We start from the raw sequence: 20,012 nt of genomic DNA, 5'->3' as shown, positions 1-20,012 counted from the left end.
GTGGGCTGGGTCTGGACCTCACTTTGGAATATAGATTTTGTGTTGGATTGCCCGGAGTATCAGCTGGCTGACGCTTTGAGCGTGTAGTTTGGTGCGGAGCCGTTCGGCATGTGTGCGAACGGTCGCCACGGAGCAGTGCTCTCTTTTGGCGATGTCTGCGTAGGTCAGTCCGTCGCATAGGAGAAGGAGGATCTCTTCTTCTTTTTGGGTGAGTTTTTCTGTCAGTGGCGCTGAAGGGTCTGGCCGGGTAAGGATCAGGTCTTCGCGCAGGGTGGCTAAGTAGCGGGCTGGTTCATCATGGACGATGTGCGTTAATACATCGACAAAGCGTTCAGGTGGAAGTGATTTGTTCATGACGGCGACTGCGCCGGATTCGAGCATGTGACGTATGCCTGGACCCGAGGCAGTGGTGGTCAGTGCCACCACAGTTTGGTTGGGGTTGTTTGCAAGGATCTGCGCGGTTGCGGTAATTCCGCTGATTCCCGGTGGCATGGAAATGTCCATGAGGACAATGTCCGGGCGCAATTCGCGGGCGAGGGCTACTGCATCCTCACCTTGTCTTGCCGAACCCACCACGGTGAAGCCTTGAGCCTCGCTAAGCACGTGTTCAAGACCTCTCAGCGCCCATGAATCGTCATCACACAGAAGTATGTCTGTCATGGCACGTGTGGTGAAACCGCTAAGGTCCAGTGTTGCCGTGTACGCGCCGTGATCGTGTCAAACCCTGGAACCTCCAATGTCCGAGTCAACGACCCGTCCTTTTTACTAAACGACTTAATCACGGTACCGTCATCACCCTCGTACAAATAATGAATGCCCTCAGGCGAGAAAGCAGCATTACCAACCGCGAAAAACTGTTCCGACTCCTGAATCTGAAACAACTTCTCGGTCACACCCGTATCAATACTCGTCTGCCAAAACGAACCGTTCACTGCAAGCCACCGAAATGATGAACCATCACGAGAACCAAGCTCATAATAGGGGCTCGTAAGAAACTGAAGATCTTCATAAACAAACGGCGAGCCGTCTGCATTCTTCATGGGGACGTCTTTATGTTTACCTGTCTTGGTGTCCCGAATACGCACAAAAGCCTTATACGTGTACCTAGGCTCACCCGACTTGGACTTCTGAACAATTTCAGTGTCCAACAGTTGAACAATTCTGCCGTTCACACACGGCAACGGCTCGCTCGAAGTCTCAGCCTCATGCGTTTGGGACATTTCAACAATCCGCTGTTTCCCATCAGAAGTGCCACTGGCCTGCACAAGAGCTGTCGCGTTATCACGTAGCTCCGGTGGAGCGTGCTTCACTGTTTCTCCAGTCGCATCACCTAGAGCGTAAAGGACCCCATCACACTCCGAACCAGTCAGAAAAATTCCATCAAGATCCGTAGTCGAATACCCCTGCGGAGTGATGGTTTCCGTATATGCGTGATACGACGACCCATCTTCATTCCATCCATGATTCATCAGCGCAAAAACTTCATCGGAAGTTGTACTCGGATACAAATACGTCGTCACTTCCGTCTTCGGATGATCAACCTTGAGCACCTTGTCCGTGACGAAATAGTCAAACTTCCGATCAATAGCAACAAGCGTGTCACCTTGCCACACAGGAACCGCTATCTCCATCGGTTCGATCTTTAACGCTTGAACAGACCCGTCCCTGTCAAACGTCACCAAATAACTCGTGTTAATGCCAGGAACTGTATCCATTTCCCGTGCAATAGGACTCAGCTGCGTAGCAAAAAGAGTATCTTCTGTGATGCGGAATTCGTCCTCACTGACCACCACACCCGAACGGTCAAACCACGAACACCCCGACAAACCAGCAGCAACAAGCCCCACAACACACACAGAGGCGATTAACTTCTTCATCACACAAGACTCCACTTTTACGGGACATTCGGTGAAACCGCTAGACCCCAGTGCTGCCGAGTACGCGCCGTGATCGTGTCAAACCCAGGAACCTCCAACGTCCGAATTAACGACCCATCCTCCTTACTAAACGACTTAATCACCGTGCCCTCTTCAAGCTCAGCAATAATATGAATACCCTCGGGAGAAAAGGCCACGTTACCAACCGCAAAAAACTGTTCCGACTCCTGAATCTGGAACAACTTCTCCGTCACACCCGTATCAACATTCGTCCGAAAAAATGAGCCATCACGATCCAACCAATTAAAGTTGCGCCCGGCAACACCAACCCGATCGTAATACGGACCATCGAACTTATGCTCAAGTTTGTTTCCATCAGGTTGTCGCAACGGTACGTCCTTGTAGGACCCTTCCCTGACATTTCTGACTCGTAAGTATCCAGTAAGTGGTTCAGGCTGACCAAGAGGAGCTTCATCAAGAATCAAGTTCACAATCGAATCGGAAAAACATGGTAAGGGCGATGAACCGCCTTCGTTGAAAAGGCCCTTCGTGTATGAAATGACGTGTTCCTGATGGTTAGCCGTTCCACTTGCCTGCACCAAAGCTGTTACGTGGTCCCCTAGTTCTTTCGACGCCTGCGCGGCAACACGACCTTCCGCATCACCAATGCCATACAAAACGCCGTCACATTCCGATGTCATGAGGTAAGCACCGTCAAGATTTGTTGTCGTATAACCCTGCGGCGTGATCGTTTCTGTCACAGAACGGTAACCGTCTTCAGTAGCACCATCATTCATCAGCGCAAAAACCTCATCCGTAGTGGAACTGGCGACGATATTCGTCATCACTTCTGTTTTTGGATGGTCAATCATGAGCACCTTATCCGTGACGAAATAGTCAAACTTCCTATCCACCGCGACAAGAGTGTCACCCTGCCAAATCGGCACACCAATTGCCATAGGGTGAATCTTCAACGCTTGAACAGAGCCATCCCGATCAAACGTCACCAAATAGCTTGTGTTAATTCCTGGAGCCGTGTCCATTTCCTGATAAATCGGACTCAGCTGCGTTGCAAAAAGAGTATCTTCTGTGATGCGGAATTCGTCCTCACTGACCACCACACCCGAACGGTCAAACCACGAACACCCCGACAAACCAGCAGCAACAAGCCCCACAACACACACAGAGGCGACTAGCTTCTTCATCACACAAGACTCCACTTTTACGGGACATTCGGTGAAACCGCTAGACCCCAGTGCTGCCGAGTACGCGCCGTGATCGTGTCAAACCCAGGAACCTCCAACGTCCGAATTAACGACCCATCCTCCTTACTAAACGACTTAATCACGGTACCGTCATCACCCTCATACAAATAATGAATACCCTCAGGCGAGAAAGCAGCGATACCAACCGCAAAAAACTGCTCCGACTCCTGAATCTGAAACAACTTCTCGGTCACACCCGTATCAATATTCGTCCGCCAGTAGACTCCGTCATTGTTCAGCCAGTTGAAGCTTCGCCCAGATACACTTTTCAAATCGTAGTTCGGCGCCTCAATGTAAGTTTCGTACCTTGTACCGTCGGGGTTGCGCAGAACTACATCGTGGTGGGACCCATCGCGAACGTTTCTCACACGCACAGATCCAGTAAGCGTAACCGGGCGGTCAGGTTCCGATACGTCTAATGCTAGGCTCGCAATCGAATCGGTGAAACACGGTAATGGGGTTGCCGACCCTTCACCTTCATGAGTCCGTTGATATGAAATGACGTGTTCCTGATGGTTAGCCGTTCCACTGGCCTGCACCAAAGCTGTTACGTGGTCCCCTAGTTCTTTCGGAGCCCGCGCGACGACGCGTCCTTCCGCATCACCAATGCCGTACAAAACGCCGTCACATTCCGACGTCATGAGGTAAGCACCGTCGAGTTTCGTGGTCGTGTGGCCTCCTTGAGTCAAAGTTTCGACGCTCGTCTTATACCCATCCTCAGTATCACCATCATTCATCAGCGCAAAAACCTCATCCGTAGTTGAACTGGCGACGATATTCGTCATCACTTCCACCTTCGGATGGTCAATCATGAGCACCTTGTCTGTGACGAAATAGTCAAACTTCCGATCCACCGCGACAAGAGTGTCACCCTGCCAAATCGGCACACCAATTGCCATAGGGTGAATCTTCAACGCTTGAACAGAGCCGTCCCGGTCAAACGTGACTAAATAACTTGTGTTAATTCCTGGAGCTGTGTCCATTTCCTGATAAATCGGACTCAGCTGCGTTGCAAAAAGAGTATCTTCTGTGATGTGGAATTCGTCCTCGCCGACCACCACACCCGAACGGTCAAACCACGAGCACCCCGACAAACCAGCAGCAACAAGCCCCACAACACATACAGAGGCGATCGACCTTTTCATAGTGCTTACTATCTTTCTAAATACGTGAGAACTGTGGCGCCAGAATAGCCATGACGCCACAGCCGGTTCAGAGGTCAGTAAGTTCTCCAAGTCTTGGTCTTAGTAGATTTAACTATGTCTTTAGGATAGACACCGGGACCGCCGTTACCATCAAGATCAACCTTCACACTGTTCTTATAAGCAGCCCAGACCAGTTGCGAGCAGTTCATCCGGTCAGCGTAGGGATCTTTATTTACTGCAAAGTTCTTTCTATATGGCTTTTTCTGAAGTTTATCTCGAGCATACTTTCCGGCACTCCGGCGCCGCGTTTCAGTGATTTTTACATATAGAAGTTGACTGGTCTTATACACTTTCACCGTACTGTGATGGACACGGTGGCTCAGCTTCCCTATGCCAGGCGCTTCGACGATATAATCATTTACCGCGTAAATCCCAACGTGGCCGTGTTGAATACCTACTGTGGATGCCGGGTTATAAAAAATGTCGCCCCCAACGTCCACTCTGGGTAGCTTTCCAACTGCTTTCGCAGCACGGGTTTCTCTATCGAACTCGTACTCTGCTTTATCTTTCTGCCACTGAGCTTCCTCTTCTTCAGCAGCCTGGAGCGCGTCATCAACGACTTGCTCATAGCTTTGACCGTTTTCTTCCGCATACTCGCGAAGCCCGGCACTCATTTCTTCTTCCGTGGTTCCCGGATTCAGTTCAACAAGACGTTCAACTGCTTCTTCTGTACTCATCGACGAGTCTTTTGTCGTTGCATGAGCCGGTCCACTAAAAACACTGCCAACAAGCAACGCGACTATGCTGGTGGACACGAGGAAAGGTGTTTTCTTCATGAGAGCTCCAAAGTGAAGTACTTACGTAACCTCTGAACAGGTCACACTTTGAAAGTACTGATCACGAAATGACTCTCACATCCGTCATTTAACGTATATTTTTTGATCACTTCCGGGGAGATTACATGAGTGCCACGACCCGCGCTTTGTGTGGCCCCAGAGTCATCGACCCCTACATACGTCTGGCGACTCTAATCGTAGGACTCTTCATTGGGGCACCATCTTCGTTCGAGCTTCTCACGGACCTCAACGCTCAGCTTGATATCGCTTTTGGCCTACTCATCATTGCCCTCCCATACTTTCCCCGCACGGTTGCACTCATCATCACCGCAGTTTCAATCACACTGACAGTGGGGCTCACAGCTAACGCAGTGATCAACGACCTAGCGCTATCAGTTGCCGGCGCCGTACTGCTCACCTACAAACGCTGGAAACTAACATCCCTGCCTTTCGCGTCCCTTGTCGCTCTCAACGCGTACCTGCTCATCGGGTCTGAGTACTATTCGTTCTTCCACTGCGCAATCTCAATAGGCACTTTCGTGTTAGCAAGCACCCTTGGCTGGGCTGCAGGAACCACAGAACAACGAATCACCCGGCTCATTGCAGACGCAGCCGCCCAAGCCGCGGAATCCGAACGTCGCGAAGCTGACCTACGCAACCAATTCGCGCTTGACGCACACGACACCGTGTCACACGGGCTCACAAAAGAAAACTTCATGCTCAGAAACGCTCTGAGCAAAACGGAACCAGGAAGCGAACTCAATCAAGACATCACAGAAATCCTGTTAGCCAACAGAACTAACCAACAAAACCTGCGCTCCTTGTTAGCAGGACTACACTCCACCACCACGAACACAGTCGCCCTCAGCCATGCTGTCGAAACCGTGTGCGACGACATCCGTGAAGCGTTCTCAGCGGCTCAACGTCCCATTCGCATCACCAGCGCAGTCACCGACCAGCCTTGCCCACCGCAGCTCACAGCGGGTGTAGGGCTACTGCTGACAGAACTCGCCACCAACATCCTCAAACACGGCGACATCAATGACCAATCGGCAACACTCGACGTCACATGCGACGGCCCCAACCTCCTGATCACGGCACAGAACACGCCCCGCCAGCTAACACCTCGGCCAGAAAAATACACGCCGCCTACCACCACGGCGTTCTCCGTTGAACGCCGCGTGACTATGCTCAACGGCACCGCCGACTTTCACACAACACCAGAGTCGTTCACCGTCACAGCCACCGTGCCGCTCAACACACCTGGGCAGTCGCCCACACCGTCTAACACACCCGCTGCGGTTTCTGACACTTCACACACACGTGCGTCGACCGCCCACCCAGCACAACCCGCGTAATGGGTGTCGAGCAGCGCACACACGGCTGGCCTTCCCGGCCATACACCTGTAGCGACCGCTCAAAATACCCAGACTCGCCGTTGACATTGACATACAGCGCGTCAAAACTGGTGCCACCCACCTCCAAGGCACGCGCCATCACATCACGGGCAGCCTCCAGCACCCGCTCAATCCGCGAAATCCGCAACCGCGAAGCCCGCGCCGCCGGGTGTACGCCCGCTTCGAACAACGCCTCGTCAGCGTAAATATTGCCCACACCACTGACCACGCGCTGGTCCAGCAGAGCCGATTTTATCGCCACATTCTTGCGCGCAATTGCGCGAGCCACCATCGGCACCGAAAAGCCAACCTCAAACGGATCCAGGCCCGCCCCACGCGCCGACTCCGCCACCAAGCGACGCTCACCGGCCGTACCAGTAGCGCCAGGCGTACCGGCAACACCAAGCACCAGACGCTCAACACCCAGGTGACCAAAAATACGCTGATCCACGAACCGTATCTGTCCCACCCCAGCTGGCCCAGCCACGTCAAACACCGCCCGCGTGTGCGGGTGCAACGGATCCTCCGCCTCGTGAATCCTGGCCTGCCCGCTCATCCCCAGGTGCATGGCAAGCGCCCACTCATCCACCTCGGCGGCCTCACCGTCGCGGGCCTCACCGTCACTAACCAGCCCGCCACCTACCAGCCCGCCAACAGCCAACGGCATCCACATGTACTTTCCGCGCCGCTCAACTGACACAATTCGCACGCCCTCCAGCGCGCGTTCAAAACTCGCCACCCGCTCTATGGGCACATTCCTAGCCGAGGTGGTCCCCAGTATCCGCGCGTCGAGCACCTGGGCACGGGTGATGGTGGCGTCTGTGAGCCAGACAGAAAGACCTTGGCGCACGGACTCTACTTCAGGAAGTTCAGGCATTCAGGCCCCGCTCCTTTGCGTGCCCAGCCACTAGTTCCGGTGCCACCCGGGGTACTTTTCGAGAATCTTTTTCACCGCAATTTCCGCGGCCACAAGTTCAGCGTTTTTCTTCGACGTGCCTTCACCGGAAGCCCACCGCGTTTCACCTAAATACGCCACAGCGGTGAACACTCGCGCGTGATCCGGGCCCTCACCGGTGACGTCGTAATGCACGGCACCCAGGCTCAGGTCCGCTGCAGCTTCCTGCAACGTGGTCTTGTAGTCCATGCCCGCGCCCAGGTTCACGGCGTCTTCAAGAAGCGGCCCAACCAGGCGCTCAACTAAAGCGTTCGCGGCATCAGGACCCTGTGACACATAGCAGGCACCAATGATGGCCTCAACGGTGTCGGCCAGGATCGAGTCCTTGTCGCGGCCACCGGTGCGTTCTTCACCGTTTCCCAAGAGCAGGAACTCGCCGATCCCATACGTGCGCGCAACCCCAGCTAAGGCACGCGAGTTCACAACCGCGGAACGCATCTTAGCCAACCGACCTTCAGAGGCCTCCGTGTTGTGGTCAAACAACCATTTGGTGGTCTTGAGCTGCAGAACCGCATCCCCTAAGAACTCAAGCCGCTCATTGGTGGGGATACCACCGTTTTCAAACGCATATGAACGGTGGGTCAGAGAAAGACGAAGCGTCTCGGGGTCAATGTCGACCCCGAGACGCTTGTTAAGTTCGCTCATAGGTAGTCGCTCAGGCGTCAGCTACCTTGCGTCCCTTGTACTCAAGGAACAGCGGGGTACCTGCGGAGTCTTCAACTACGCGGGCCTGGTGTGGGCGCGAGTACACAACGCGACCGTTCTCCACAGTCTTAACAAGGGCAGGTGCCTTTGCCTTCCACTGCGAACGACGGTGGCGGGTGTTGCTGCGCGACATCTTTCGCTTTGGAACAGCCACGTCTAGCTCTCTTTCTCTTCAGTCAACAAACTCTTTAGTGTAGACCATCGCGGATCGGTATCATCAACCGGTTCCTCCACGTCACCCACGGTGTAGTGAAACTCACCCTCTTCTCCAGACTTCAGTGGCCTGAAGGGCAAGCTCATCACCAGAGCATCGCGGACTGCCGGTTCAAGATCGAGCATTCCATTCTCAATCTCGTACGAGTCTTCGTCCTCTTGGGGCCGGTCGTACACGAAGAGTTCGGTTATATCCACGTTCAGTGGCAACGTCATGTCTTCGAGCGTCCGAGCGTCCTGTCCTTTGGCTGTTGCGCTCACGGTGCCGGTGACATAAATGCCTTCGTCGACACTTTCGAGTTGCAACTCAATGTCCAGGGGGTCACCCGTGGGGACTCCGATCATTTCGTTCCGCAGGTCTTCCGGGGCGCCTACCGTCATGGTGTGCTTGATCCACTCACCAGGTTTCTTGAAGAGCCCAAGCGAGCGAAGATCTAATACAAGCTCTTTCACGCCTCACCCTCCTGACGGAAGCGGTCCCGACTGACACGCGATTGACCAGTTTACCGAACGCATCCCTGCATATTCAACTTGGCTTACTTCTTTGCCCGTTCGTTGAGCGCTTCAAGCACAGCGGCGGGAACCAGGCCTTCAATGTCACCACCTAGCGAGTGAACTTCGCGCACGAGTGAACTGGAAATGTGTTCGTACAGAGGGTCACCAGGAATGAAGATGGTTTCGATGTTCTTCAAGTGCCGGTTCATGTGCGCCATGGGAAGTTCGTACGCGTAGTCGGTTCCTGACCGGATTCCCTTCACCACACCTACTGCCCCAATGGAATCGCAGTAGTCCACAAGAAGTCCGCCGGGGACGTCGTCAAATTCAATGTTGCCCGCCGAGGTGGTCCTCGGGTCTTCCTGTAACCCGGCTTTGACGAGTTCGAGCCTTTCGCTCACGCTGAACGTCCCGTTTTTGTTGGGGTTGTGAACGACAGCGATCACGACCTGGTCGAACAGGCGGGCCGCCCGCGCCACAATGTCGATGTGTCCGCGAGTAACAGGGTCATATGATCCAGGGCACACTACCTTCATGCCCTAAATCCTAGCCCGCTCGTACATCCAGATGGCAGTTTCCCCGTATGTTTTTGATTTATACAGGTTCAGAGTCTCCGGTGGTTCTGGTTGGGGCGAGCGCGCGGACCGTTCCACCACGATGAGCGACGAGTCGTCCTTGAGGAGCGCTTCTGCCCGTGTGAGCATCCGCGTAATAGCAGTTTCGTCCATGGGGTATGGAGGGTCAGCCAGGATCAGGTCAAACTCCCCGGCCACCGCAGGCGCGGTCGCATCCCCCTGCACAACCAGGCGCTTCTCCCCTATCGCTGCCAAGTTTTTCTTCACGGTGACCACAGCGCGGTGAGCCTTCTCAACAAACACAACGTCGCTGGCACCTCGGGAAAGCGCTTCTATTCCCAACGCACCGGACCCGGCAAACAAGTCCAGGACCAGTGCCCCGTCGATCATGCCCAGCATGTCCAGGGTTGCGAAGAGGGATTCGCGTACCCGGTCCGAGGTGGGTCGAGTGTCCGCTCCCTGCGGCGCGGTGAGTGCGTGGCTCTTATATTTTCCGGCTATGACGCGCAATTATTCCTCGATCTGCATAATGTCGGTGAGGTACAGCGCGAGCGCTGACCTTTGGGCGAGTTGCGGATCATCCTGAAGAGCACCTTGGGCTGCGTTTCGGGCGGTCATAATGAGGTTTTCGTCTTTGATGGACACAAAACGCAGGCGGGCCGCACCCCACTGGCTGGTGCCCAGAACGTCGCCCTCTTTGCGGGTTTTGAGGTCGTATTCTGCCAACGCGAATCCGTCCGTTGTCGAGGCGACGTATTCCAGCCGTTCTCTCGATTCGGAGTCTTCACGGTTCTGGGTGACAAAAAAGCACATGGCCGGTTTGCCGTCACGCCCTACACGCCCGCGGAGCTGGTGGAGCTGTGCCACCCCGAACCGGTCTGCGTCGAACACCACCATGACGCGGGCGTTGTGGACGTCTACTCCCACTTCGATCACCGTGGTGGCCACCAGCACGTCGAACTCGTGATCTTTGAACCGCTGCATGGCGGTTTCTTTCACGTCTTGTTCGGACTTCCCGTGCAGGGTTTCGATGCGCACGTCTTTTAACTCCGGGAGGGAACGCAGCTTGTCTGCAAGTTCTTCTACCCCTAAGAGCCGAGGTCGCCCTGGGTCCGAGCCCCCAGTCTCCCCAGCAACCCCGCCGTGCGCCCCTGATGACCTGCCTTCGTCCGTAGCATCTGGGTCTTCTTCGGAGTCGATCCGGCTGGTGACAACGAACGTTTGGTGCCCGCTTTGCACCTGTTCAGACACCACTTCCCACACGCGGTTAAACCACCGGGGCTTTTCGTACATCGGAACCACGTGGGTACTCACCTGTTTGGGGCCACCGGGCAGCTCCCGCAGGGTGCTCACGTCCAAGTCCGAATACACCGTCAACGCCACGGTGCGCGGAATGGGGGTTGCGGTCATGACCAGCGTGTGTGGAACCTTCCCGCCGCCTTTTTCTCGTAGCTGCTCGCGCTGTTCAACACCGAACCGGTGTTGCTCATCGATCACGACGAGCCCGAGTTTGTCGAAGATGGTGGTGTCGGACAGGAGCGTGTGTGTTCCCACGACAATGTCCACGATTCCCGCGGCGAGTTCGGTGGCCACGCGCTTGCGTTCGCGCCCGGACATGGAACCGGTGAGAAGTTCAATTCGCACTCCGTCGGTAAACCCGTCCGAGGCGAGCTCCCCTAAGAGCGAGCGCAGGCTTCCCACGTGTTGAGTGGCCAGAATTTCAGTAGGAGCTAAAAGGGCCGCTTGGTACCCAGAGTCCACCGCCTGCAACATGGCTCGCAGAGCCACGAGTGTTTTTCCGGAACCCACGTCACCGTGTAAAAGCCGGTTCATGGGCGTTGAGCGCACCAGGTCACGGGAGATCTCTGTGCCCGCTTGTTTTTGTGACCGGGTGAGTTCAAAAGTCTGGTGTTGGTCGAACTGATCCAGCTTGCCCATGGCCGCCCCGGCTAGCACGGGGGCGGCTTCCTTTTCATGAACCTGCTTGTTGCTGAGCATGTAGCTTTGGAGCGCGAATGCTTCTTCAAATGCGAACCATTCGCGGGCCTGCTGCAGCTGGGCTTTGTCGCGTGGCCGGTGGATACCTTCCAGTGCTTCTTTGTACGAGTACAGCCCCATCTCACTCCGCACGTGTTGCGGCATGGTGTCTTCAAACGCTTCTAAGGGCAAGCGGTCGAGCATCCGGTGGATCACACGTGTGACCGTAGACAGTTTGGCTTTTCCTTTGACGGAGTAGATGGGCATGGGTTTGGTCATCTGCATTTCCTGGTGCATGCTCACCGAGCCCTTGCCCCACTCACCGTCGTCTAACTCAAGGTTGCTGTCCAGGATTCTGGGTTGGTTAATTTGGCGCCCGTACTGGGTGTCAACGACTTTTCCGGAAACCGCGAGGTTCTGTCCGAGTTCCAGGTTCTTCGCCAACCACGGCATGTTGAAGAATGTCAGATGAACCGCCGTGTATCGACCCCCAAGCTTCACCTTGGTCAGCGAGCGTTTGCGATCCCTCAGCCTGATCAGGTCTACGGAGAGTACCTTGCCCAGAACGACAGCTGTAGTGTCCGGTTCGAGTTCTTCCATGGGGGTGAGCTCACCGGGGAACAGGTAGGTTCGGGGAACGTGCCTCAGCACCTGGTCGACTGTGCTCAGCCCCAGGTTTGAAAACGCAGTTTTCTGCTCACGTGTGTGAACGAAGTGGTCGAACAGGGTGTCTGCTGGTCCAGGCATCGTTATTCGCACCCAACAGCGACGATGCATTCGGGCACGTCACCTTCAATGACGTCAACCCGCACCCCGGGGTATTGCGTCTTCAATTGGGCGACCGTGGCCACCAACCCGGTGGCCTGAACGTCCCGGCCGGTCACAATCGTGATGATTTCCGCTTGCTGGCCGTGGTTTAAAGACTCCACGAGCGAAAGAACCGTTTCAGACAACGAATCAGAAGCGGCTCGCGTTTCACCATCCTCGGACAAGAAAGGTCCTTCTGGGCGTGGGCGGGTGATCACACCTTCCCGGGTTCCCTCGATCGCCTCCCGCATGTCGTCCCTACAGTCTTGAGCCTCCACCTCGGGGTCGAAAACGGCCATCGCCGCAAGCAAAGAGACCGGTCCCGGTGCAGTGAGAACAGTATCAACCGGTGCGGCTGTCAAAAGCTCATGAGTCACTGAAGGCACTCCACTGACAATGGTGTGGGCGCCGTCTTCGGTCAGTTCATCCACGTGATCCGCCCACCCAGGCACATTCGCGTTCACAGCGACCGCCTGGGTGAGGGCCGTCTGCATGAGAACACCCATTCCGCTGGCCAGCCCAACCACGTTGATGCGTGAACCGCCTTCTTCACTCAGATCTTCCATGCGTAACTGCACGATTCCTAACGGTTCGCACGCCGCCAAAACAGAACGGGCCGTTTCGTCATCAGCCACATGCACGTGAATCTTGGGCCATGACACCACAATGGACGTGCCCCCGAGCTTCGTAAGCGCACGCGTGACTTCCCGTGTTTTGTCTTTTTGCTCAGCACACCAAAACACCAGTTCAAGGCCAACCTCTGTACGCATTTCAATACCCTGAGCAGGCGCATACCGAATGCCATCAGAAGACGGCGCTCCCCCCGCCACAGTCAGGTAAAGCAGGTCAAACATTTCCACGATTCCGGTGGAGCCTGCGTCTACAACGTGCGCATCGGAAAGGACCGCAAGCTGCCCAGTGGTTTCCCCTAAGGCTTCGCGTGAACGTTTGCGGACCGCTTCTAGCTGGGTCAGCAGATCCGAACCCGCGTCAGCTTCTTCACGCGCTTTCTGGGCCATTTCGTGAAGCACGGTCACCATGGTTCCGTGAACAGGGGTTGCGATCGCTTGTTCAGCCCTAGACGCTGCGAGTTCCATCGCCCCGGCGAACGTATGTGCGTCGAGTTCAGCCACACCGTCTAGGGCGTCTGCCACCCCGCGCAAGGCCACAGACAGGATTAGCCCGGAATTACCTCGGGCGCCTCTCAGCGCTCCTGTCGCCATGGCGTCAACCACGCGGTGCATGGTGACGGTGCCCGTGAGTTCTTCGACCGCCCGGTACGCGGAACGGACCGTGTCATACATGTTGGTGCCGGTGTCACCGTCAGGAACTGGAAACACGTTGATTTCGTCGATGTCGTGACGGCGCCGTTTCATGCGTTCAACCGCGCGCCTGGCCCACCGTGCTGCGAGCCTCGCGTTGACGCGAGCCGAATCCTTCACTGTGCCTCCGAAAAGTGGGTGAACGCTCCGGGCTGAATATCTGTTCCGTCGAGCGTGAGTTTTCCCGTCCCGGTCACGCATGTTCCGATCCGGGTTAAGCCTACCGGAGCCATGTCCGCTGGCCCGGTAACCAGGTAGCCGTGGTCTTCGCCGCCGTGGAGCACCCATGTGAGCGCCAGGTCTGGATCCCCAAGGATGCGGGCGGCCGGGAGCACTTGTTGAGCTAGCCCCGCGATTGCCTCCGGGTCCAGTTCAATGTCTACGCCTGACTTCCGCGCGACCTTGCCCAAGTCACCACTGAGTCCGTCGCTGGCATCAATTCCAGCGTGCGCCCACCCTGGCAGCCGGGTTGCTGTGGTGTAATCCGGCCGAGGTGCCAGCTGGGTTTCGATGAAAGTGTCGGTGTCGCTGTTTCCGAGTCGGTGTCCAGCAAACAGCAGATCGAGTCCAGCTGCGGCGTGGCCTACCGTGCCAGCCAGGAACACCCCGTCGTTGGGGCGGGCGCCGGAACGCAGGATCGGTTCTGTGCGCAAGTACCCAACGGCAGTGATCGCTATTGTGATGAGGCCCCCGGTTGACAGGTCTCCCCCAATGATTGCGGCACCGGCCCGTTGGGCTTCGTCGTTGAGCCCGCGCGTGAACTCTTCGATCACGTCGATGTGGGTGTCGCTGGGGGCTGACAGTGACATAAGGAGCCCGTGGGGTGTGGCACCCATTGCGTAAATGTCGGAGATGTTTTGTGCTGCTGCTTTGATCCCTAACCTGTATGGGTCGAGCCACTCGCGTAGAAAGTCGCTTTCTTCTACCAGCATGTCGGTGGTGGTGACGGTGGGACCGGGCAGGGTGGAAACAGCTGCGTCATCACCGGGACCCACAGACACGTGATCGCCAGGGTCTATGTGTGACAGGATGCGTTCTAGGACGCGGTCTTCTCCCAGGGATCCTAACGTCTGTTGCATAGCCACCAGCTTACGCATTTTCAGAACGGCTATCCTGGGTCATATGCGTCGTGTTCTGTCGATCTGTTTTGTTGGCCTCACTCTTGCGGGTATCAGTGCGTGCACCCCAACTGTTGTGGTGGAACCGGCACCACAGGCGACTTCTGCCGCATGTGCCGATGTCATGCTACGACTCCCTGATGCGATCGGCGAATATCAGAACCGCAAAACATCCTCGCAAGCCACCGACGCGTGGGGAGACCCTACCGCGGTCATTCTTCGGTGTGGCATGGAACCGCCAGCGCCTACCACTGACCCATGCGTCCACGTGGATGGAGTGGACTGGATTTCGGTGGAAGAAAAAGACGACTCGTGGCGTTTCGTCGCTTATGGCCGCACGCCTTCAGTTGAGCTGCTTGTGGACCCCAAAAAGGTGTCCGGTGCGGATGTCCTCACGGCTGTTTCTGGAGCCGTGTCCACGCTGGAAAAAACTGGTGAGTGCGTGAGCGGAAAAGACGCCACGGTGGTTGATGAAAACAACAACCCGATCGCAACGGACTCCCCCACACCGTAAACACGCTACGGCTCCACGTTCTTACTCAGTCGCTGAACGTTTGTGGTCCTCGACGGCGATCTTCAGCAGTTCGGTAATGAGGTCCTTATACGGCAAGCCACTTTGTTCCCACATGAACGGGTACCCAGATGTCGGGGTAAACCCTGGGGACGTGTTAATTTCATTGACCAACACTTCACCGTTTGGCCTCACAAACGTGTCCACGCGAGTGAGCCCTGTGCAATCGAATGCTCGGAACGTTTGGCAAGCGATGTCGCGAACCCGTTCAGCCACGTCTGGTTCGACATCGGCTGGGCACGTAAGCGTGGTCGCGTCCAGGTCCAGGTATTTGGCGTCGAAGTCATAAAATTCGTGGTCGCCAGACACAATGATTTCGCCTGGCGAAGACGCTTTGAGTTCACGGTCGTTGACGGACCCCAGCACGGCACATTCGATTTCGCGGCCGTCAACAAAGGGCTCCACGATCACTTTGGTGTCGTGTGCAAAGGCATCGTCAAGCGCTGCTTTAAAGCCCGAGGTGTCACTCACCTTGCTAATGCCCACGGAGGACCCAGCGCGGGAGGGTTTCACAAAGGCGGGTAGCCCCAGTTCCTGCAGGGAATCGATGGTGGCTTGGGGGTCAGCCTGGTATTGGGTGAGCGAAACAGTTTTCCAATCCGCTGTTGGAATGCCTGCTGCACGTAGCACCATTTTAGTGAAGTGCTTGTCCATCCCGGCGGATGAGGAAAACACTCCGGGGCCCACGAACGGCACGTCCATGAGCGACAAAAGACCCTGCATGGTTCCGTCTTCCCCGTACTGTCCGTGAAGGAGCGGGAACACGATGTCCGGCGACCCTAAATCCGCAAACGCCCCCTGTGCGTCGCGCTCAATGAGGGAACCGTTTTTCGACGGTGACACGAACACTTCAGTCTGGTTGTCTTCGATGCGTGGCATGTTGTCTCGGTCAAAAGAAAACGATTTCCAGTCGTGGACAACCCGCCACTTTCCTTCTGGGGTAATTCCAATGGGAAGGAGACGAAAAGCGTTCGGATCGATTTCGTTCATCACTCCGGCTGCCGTCACGCAGCTGACTGAGTGTTCAGGGCTACGACCGCCAAAGAGCACGGCGACGAGGAGGCGTTGCGTCATTATCACTTCACTTCATATGTAGCTTGGATCCATGCGCGGCCAATCGAGGCGAAAAACATGTTGAATCCAACAAAGGCAGGGCTTGCGTCTGGTTCAAGACCAAGAGGCTTGGACAGGGCGTGAACAATGAAGTAGTACCGGTGTGGCCCGTGGCCTTCCGGTGGAGCAGCGCCCACGAAACGTGCAGAACCTGCGTCGTTACGCATCATGACCGCACCTTCTGGAAGCAGTCCAGCATCAGGGTCACCCGCGTTGGCTTCCAGGGATGTCACGTCTGCCGGGATGTCGGTGAGCACCCAGTGCCAGAACCCGGAACCAGTGGGCGCATCGGGGTCGAAGCATGTCACTGCATACGCCTGGGTACCTTCTGGGGCACCACTCCAAGACAGAGCAGGCGAACGGTCCTGTCCACCGTCGATCCCCATGATGCCCGAGGCCTGGGCAACTGCCAATGGTTGACCTTCAGTAATGTCAGGGCTGGTGAGATCGAAGCGAGGAACTTCGTTCATACGTGCAAACGGTGAGTTCAGATAGTCGGTTGATGTGGACATGTCTTCCTCCTCCTTTTGTGGTTCTTTCACACTAGCGAACTGGAGCTTCATCCTTACGTTTACGCGCCAAAAGAACACCAGAGAGATCTGAAACCGCTAATGATCCGTCCAAAGCAGCCGCCACGGCTTGAGTGATCGGCAACTCAACTCCATACGCGTCACCCAACGCCAAAACGGCGGGGGCAGTTTTCACACCTTCTGCAGTTTGCGTCATCTGGGCGGCAACTTCGTCAACCGTGTTGCCTTCTCCCAACAGACGACCAAAAGTGCGGTTACGCGACAGCGGGGACGCGCACGTGGCTACCAGGTCACCCAAACCAGCCAAGCCTGACAGCGTGTGCTGCTGGGCGCCCATGGCGACAGCTAGACGTGTCGTCTCTGCGAGACCTCGGGTAATGATCGAAGCTTTAGAGTTGTCTCCCAAACCTTGACCGTCTGCAATCCCCACTGCGAGCGCAATCACGTTCTTAATGGCACCGCCCAGCTCGATCCCCACCACGTCAGCGTTGGTGTAGGGACGGAAGTAGCTGTTGGCACACAAGTCGGAAAGCGCCTCGGCCGTGGTTGCCGACTCGCACCCAATCACCGTGGCCGTTGGCTGGGACTCCGCGATCTCCTTTGCCAAATTCGGCCCTGACACCACAGCTACGCGGGACAGTGGAACTTCTGCGACCTCGGCGATCACTTCAGTCATCCGCTTACCGGACGTACCTTCGATCCCCTTCATGAGACTCACCAGAACACAGTCTGCCTTCAGGTGGTCCTTCCACTGCGACAGGTTGGTGCGCATGCTCTGCGCGGGAATCGCCAGCACCACAACGTCTGCCTCAGAAACTGCCTGAACCGGGTCAGATGTACTGGTGATGAGGTCACTGAGCACAATGTCACCCAAGTATCGGGAGTTGGTGTGCTGCGTGTTGATTTCGTGGGCGACTTCTTCTTTGCGCGCCCACACCGTTACGGGGTTACCCGAATCAGCAATCACTTTGGCAAAGGTCGTTCCCCACGACCCGGCCCCCATGACCGCGATTTTCATAAGGACAGCTCCAATGCGTGTGTGTAGCGTTCGGGAAGTGGTTTGCCACTGAGCCGTGCGACATCGCGTGCGATCACGGCTTCAATGTGGCTGGTGACGGCGCGTAGGTTTTCGCGAGTAGGTTCAATACCTGTGACGTCAATTGGTTCACCGTAGGAGATGCGCACGATGTTGCCGGGTTTGAAGGCTGGTTTTTTAGCTCCCGGTGGCATGAGTGCGCTGGTCCCCCAGTGCGCGACTGGCACGATGGGCACTCCGCTTTCTAGTGCGATGCGGGCTGCCCCAGTTTTGAAGTTCTCAGGCCAGAGTTCGGGGTTCTTGGTCAGGGTTCCTTGCGGGTAGATAACCACGCATTCGCCTGCGTCGAGTGCCTTGCGTGCGTACTTCAAGGCGTCCGAGGCGGTCGCTGAGTCGCGGAGAACAGGGATCTGTCCCAGCGCGCGCATAGGGCGACCAATGATGCCGGTGAACAGTGAAGACTTGGCCATAAACCGAGGCAATCGCCCGTTCGACCACAGTGATAGTGCAACGAACACTGGGTCGAGCAGGCTCGCGTGGTACACCGCAAGGATCGCAGGGCCGTCTTTGGGGATGTTGTGTGGGTTTTCGTCTACCCAGCGGCCAAACACCCGGTATGAAGCTTTCAACGTGGGCGCAACCAGTCGGGCCAGTCGCTTAGTGCGCTTCTGATCTTCAGGCGTGAATGTCACGTCAGAGAGGCTCTGGGTCATGGAATCTCCATTCGCGCACCTAGCGACTCGAGTTTGTGGGTGAAGTCTTCGTACCCACGGTTCAGAAGCTGAAACCCCCGCACGTTGCTGGTGCCTTCAGCCGCCAACGCTGCGATGACGTGGGAGAAACCTCCACGCAGGTCCGGGATCTCGATGTCTTTTCCAGTGAGCGCGGTGGGCCCGGAGATCACAGCAGAATGGTTGAAGTTCATGCGACCGAATCGACATGGCGTACCACCCAGGCACTCACGGTAGAGCTGGATATTCGCCCCCATGCGCACAAGCGCATCCGTGAATCCGAACCGATTTTCATACACGGTTTCGTGGATGATGGACAGCCCTTTCGCCTGCGTGAGTGCTACCACCAGCGGCTGTTGCCAGTCGGTCATGAAGCCTGGGTGCACATCGGTTTCGAGGGCTACCGACTGCAGCTCGGTTCCTGGGTGAGCGAACAGGATGCCGTCTTCGCGGATATCGAACTCTCCCCCAATTTTTCTGAACACGTTGAGGAACGTGATCATGGGCTCTTGCTGAGCCCCTTCGACTAAAATCTTGCCACCCGTGGCCAGCGCTGCCGAGGCCCAAGATCCGGCTTCGATCCGGTCGGGAAGAGCACGGTGAGTGTAGCCGCGCAAGGAGTCAACTCCTTCAATGCGAATCACACGGTCAGTGTCGACAGAAATGATGGCGCCCATCTTTTGGAGTACAGCTACAAGGTCCATAATTTCCGGTTCAACAGCAGCGTTTTTCAGCTCCGTTGTTCCTTCTGCGCGGACTGCGGTGAGAAGGACCTGTTCGGTAGCTCCCACAGACGGGTAAGGCAGTTCAACTTTGGTGCCGGTGAGTCGCTGCGGTGCTTCAAGCTTGATACCGCCCGGCGTCTTATCGACGGTTGCGCCAAACTGGCGCAGAACGTCCAAGTGGAAGTTGATAGGACGGTCCCCGATCCGGCACCCACCAAGATCTGGGATAAATGCTTGACCCAGGCGGTGCAAAAGTGGACCACAGAAGAGGATCGGTACGCGCGAAGACCCCGCGTGTGCATCGATGTCAGGGATCGAACCGGACTCGATGTTGCTTGGGTCCATGTGAATTTCGCCGTCTGGCTGGTCACCGTCTGGCGCTGTATGGGTGCGAACACCGTGAAGTTCCAGAAGACCGGTCACGATCTCAACATCGCGAATACGCGGAACGCTCCGCAGAACCGACGGAGTCTCGCCCAACAGCGAGGCCACCATCGCTTTAGAGACCAAGTTTTTGGCTCCGCGTACGCGGACAGTGCCGGCCAGAGGTGTACCTCCGTGCACGATCAGCATCGGAATCCTTTCTTTTGGGCAACTAGAGCAATGCTAGCCCAGGCAG

Annotated in this window: 21 protein-coding genes; 2 read left to right on the top strand and 19 right to left on the bottom strand. The window is 56.2% G+C overall.

The window, feature by feature from the left end; all coding sequences use genetic code 11:
* Positions 1–18: 18 nt before the first annotated feature.
* The 5 genes from HMPREF0183_RS08430 to HMPREF0183_RS12190 all read right to left on the bottom strand — a co-directional run bounded on the left by HMPREF0183_RS08430 (position 19) and on the right by HMPREF0183_RS12190 (position 5,123).
* Positions 19–660 carry a response regulator transcription factor gene (locus tag HMPREF0183_RS08430; RefSeq protein WP_005884989.1) on the bottom strand — a complete coding sequence of 214 codons (642 nt, stop codon included), beginning with the start codon at positions 658–660 and terminating at the stop codon, positions 19–21.
* Entirely contained in the window at positions 657–1,877 is a 1,221-nt protein-coding gene (locus tag HMPREF0183_RS08425; RefSeq protein WP_005884987.1) for a hypothetical protein, read from the bottom strand. Before HMPREF0183_RS08425 ends, HMPREF0183_RS08430 begins: the two co-directional genes overlap by 4 nt.
* Before the next feature lie 17 nt (positions 1,878–1,894).
* A complete protein-coding gene (locus HMPREF0183_RS08420) occupies positions 1,895–3,082 on the bottom strand; it encodes a hypothetical protein (RefSeq protein WP_005884985.1) in 1,188 nt (395 codons plus the stop codon).
* 17 nt (positions 3,083–3,099) lie between these two features.
* On the bottom strand, positions 3,100–4,287 hold the full coding sequence (locus HMPREF0183_RS08415) for a hypothetical protein (RefSeq protein WP_005884983.1): 1,188 nt from the start codon (positions 4,285–4,287) through the stop codon (positions 3,100–3,102).
* A gap of 74 nt (positions 4,288–4,361) precedes the next feature.
* Positions 4,362–5,123, bottom strand: a complete 762-nt coding sequence (locus tag HMPREF0183_RS12190) for a hypothetical protein (protein WP_005884981.1) — start codon at positions 5,121–5,123, stop codon at positions 4,362–4,364.
* Positions 5,124–5,248: 125 nt separating this feature from the next.
* Between HMPREF0183_RS12190 and HMPREF0183_RS08405 the strand changes: the two genes are divergently transcribed.
* Entirely contained in the window at positions 5,249–6,481 is a 1,233-nt protein-coding gene (locus tag HMPREF0183_RS08405) for a sensor histidine kinase (protein WP_005884979.1), read from the top strand.
* On the opposite strand, the gene mutM is transcribed toward HMPREF0183_RS08405, so the two are convergent.
* From mutM to thiL, 9 genes are all read right to left on the bottom strand, one after another.
* The gene (mutM, locus tag HMPREF0183_RS08400; RefSeq protein WP_005884977.1) at positions 6,408–7,397 is read right to left on the bottom strand and encodes a bifunctional DNA-formamidopyrimidine glycosylase/DNA-(apurinic or apyrimidinic site) lyase; all 990 of its coding nucleotides are present in this window, start codon (positions 7,395–7,397) and stop codon (positions 6,408–6,410) included. The two genes, HMPREF0183_RS08405 and mutM, sit on opposite strands and share 74 nt — an antisense overlap.
* A 30-nt stretch (positions 7,398–7,427) precedes the next feature.
* A complete protein-coding gene (rnc, locus tag HMPREF0183_RS08395; protein ID WP_005884976.1) occupies positions 7,428–8,120 on the bottom strand; it encodes a ribonuclease III in 693 nt (230 codons plus the stop codon).
* Positions 8,121–8,130: 10 nt separating this feature from the next.
* A complete protein-coding gene (gene rpmF / locus HMPREF0183_RS08390; RefSeq protein WP_040348679.1) occupies positions 8,131–8,334 on the bottom strand; it encodes a 50S ribosomal protein L32 in 204 nt (67 codons plus the stop codon).
* 2 nt (positions 8,335–8,336) lie between these two features.
* Positions 8,337–8,846, bottom strand: a complete 510-nt coding sequence (locus HMPREF0183_RS08385) for a YceD family protein (protein WP_005884974.1) — start codon at positions 8,844–8,846, stop codon at positions 8,337–8,339.
* An 83-nt stretch (positions 8,847–8,929) separates the two neighbouring features.
* Positions 8,930–9,424, bottom strand: coding sequence for a pantetheine-phosphate adenylyltransferase (gene coaD, locus HMPREF0183_RS08380; RefSeq protein WP_005884971.1), 495 nt, complete (start codon positions 9,422–9,424; stop codon positions 8,930–8,932).
* A gap of 3 nt (positions 9,425–9,427) precedes the next feature.
* A complete protein-coding gene (gene rsmD, locus HMPREF0183_RS08375; protein ID WP_005884970.1) occupies positions 9,428–9,973 on the bottom strand; it encodes a 16S rRNA (guanine(966)-N(2))-methyltransferase RsmD in 546 nt (181 codons plus the stop codon).
* The gene (locus HMPREF0183_RS08370; RefSeq protein WP_005884968.1) at positions 9,974–12,187 is read right to left on the bottom strand and encodes an ATP-dependent DNA helicase RecG; all 2,214 of its coding nucleotides are present in this window, start codon (positions 12,185–12,187) and stop codon (positions 9,974–9,976) included.
* A 2-nt stretch (positions 12,188–12,189) separates the two neighbouring features.
* A complete protein-coding gene (locus tag HMPREF0183_RS08365) occupies positions 12,190–13,689 on the bottom strand; it encodes a DAK2 domain-containing protein (protein WP_005884966.1) in 1,500 nt (499 codons plus the stop codon).
* Positions 13,686–14,648, bottom strand: coding sequence for a thiamine-phosphate kinase (gene thiL, locus HMPREF0183_RS08360; protein WP_040348685.1), 963 nt, complete (start codon positions 14,646–14,648; stop codon positions 13,686–13,688). Before thiL ends, HMPREF0183_RS08365 begins: the two co-directional genes overlap by 4 nt.
* A gap of 43 nt (positions 14,649–14,691) precedes the next feature.
* Here thiL and HMPREF0183_RS08355 point away from each other — a divergent pair, with 43 nt between their 5' ends.
* Positions 14,692–15,201 carry a DUF3515 domain-containing protein gene (locus tag HMPREF0183_RS08355; RefSeq protein WP_005884963.1) on the top strand — a complete coding sequence of 170 codons (510 nt, stop codon included), beginning with the start codon at positions 14,692–14,694 and terminating at the stop codon, positions 15,199–15,201.
* Positions 15,202–15,222: 21 nt separating this feature from the next.
* Here the strand turns inward: HMPREF0183_RS08355 and HMPREF0183_RS08350 are convergent, their stop codons facing one another.
* Genes HMPREF0183_RS08350 through murA form a run of 5 tightly spaced genes read right to left on the bottom strand, consistent with a single transcriptional unit; the run spans position 15,223 to position 19,966 of the window.
* Positions 15,223–16,332 (bottom strand): D-alanine--D-alanine ligase family protein, encoded by a 1,110-nt coding sequence (locus HMPREF0183_RS08350; RefSeq protein WP_005884961.1) that lies wholly within the window; start codon positions 16,330–16,332, stop codon positions 15,223–15,225.
* Positions 16,333–16,334: 2 nt separating this feature from the next.
* The gene (locus tag HMPREF0183_RS08345) at positions 16,335–16,883 is read right to left on the bottom strand and encodes a YbhB/YbcL family Raf kinase inhibitor-like protein (protein ID WP_040348683.1); all 549 of its coding nucleotides are present in this window, start codon (positions 16,881–16,883) and stop codon (positions 16,335–16,337) included.
* A gap of 31 nt (positions 16,884–16,914) precedes the next feature.
* On the bottom strand, positions 16,915–17,919 hold the full coding sequence (locus tag HMPREF0183_RS08340) for an NAD(P)H-dependent glycerol-3-phosphate dehydrogenase (RefSeq protein ID WP_005884956.1): 1,005 nt from the start codon (positions 17,917–17,919) through the stop codon (positions 16,915–16,917).
* A complete protein-coding gene (locus HMPREF0183_RS08335; protein ID WP_005884954.1) occupies positions 17,916–18,650 on the bottom strand; it encodes a lysophospholipid acyltransferase family protein in 735 nt (244 codons plus the stop codon). The genes HMPREF0183_RS08340 and HMPREF0183_RS08335 overlap by 4 nt, the downstream gene beginning before the upstream one ends.
* Entirely contained in the window at positions 18,647–19,966 is a 1,320-nt protein-coding gene (murA, locus tag HMPREF0183_RS08330) for a UDP-N-acetylglucosamine 1-carboxyvinyltransferase (RefSeq protein WP_005884951.1), read from the bottom strand. Before murA ends, HMPREF0183_RS08335 begins: the two co-directional genes overlap by 4 nt.
* Positions 19,967–20,012: the final 46 nt, after the last annotated feature.

The organism is Brevibacterium mcbrellneri ATCC 49030 (genome assembly GCF_000178455.1).
Taxonomy (GTDB): domain Bacteria; phylum Actinomycetota; class Actinomycetes; order Actinomycetales; family Brevibacteriaceae; genus Brevibacterium; species Brevibacterium mcbrellneri.
Note: the sequence above shows the minus strand (reverse complement) of the source record. Positions and strands in the feature narration are given on the sequence as shown.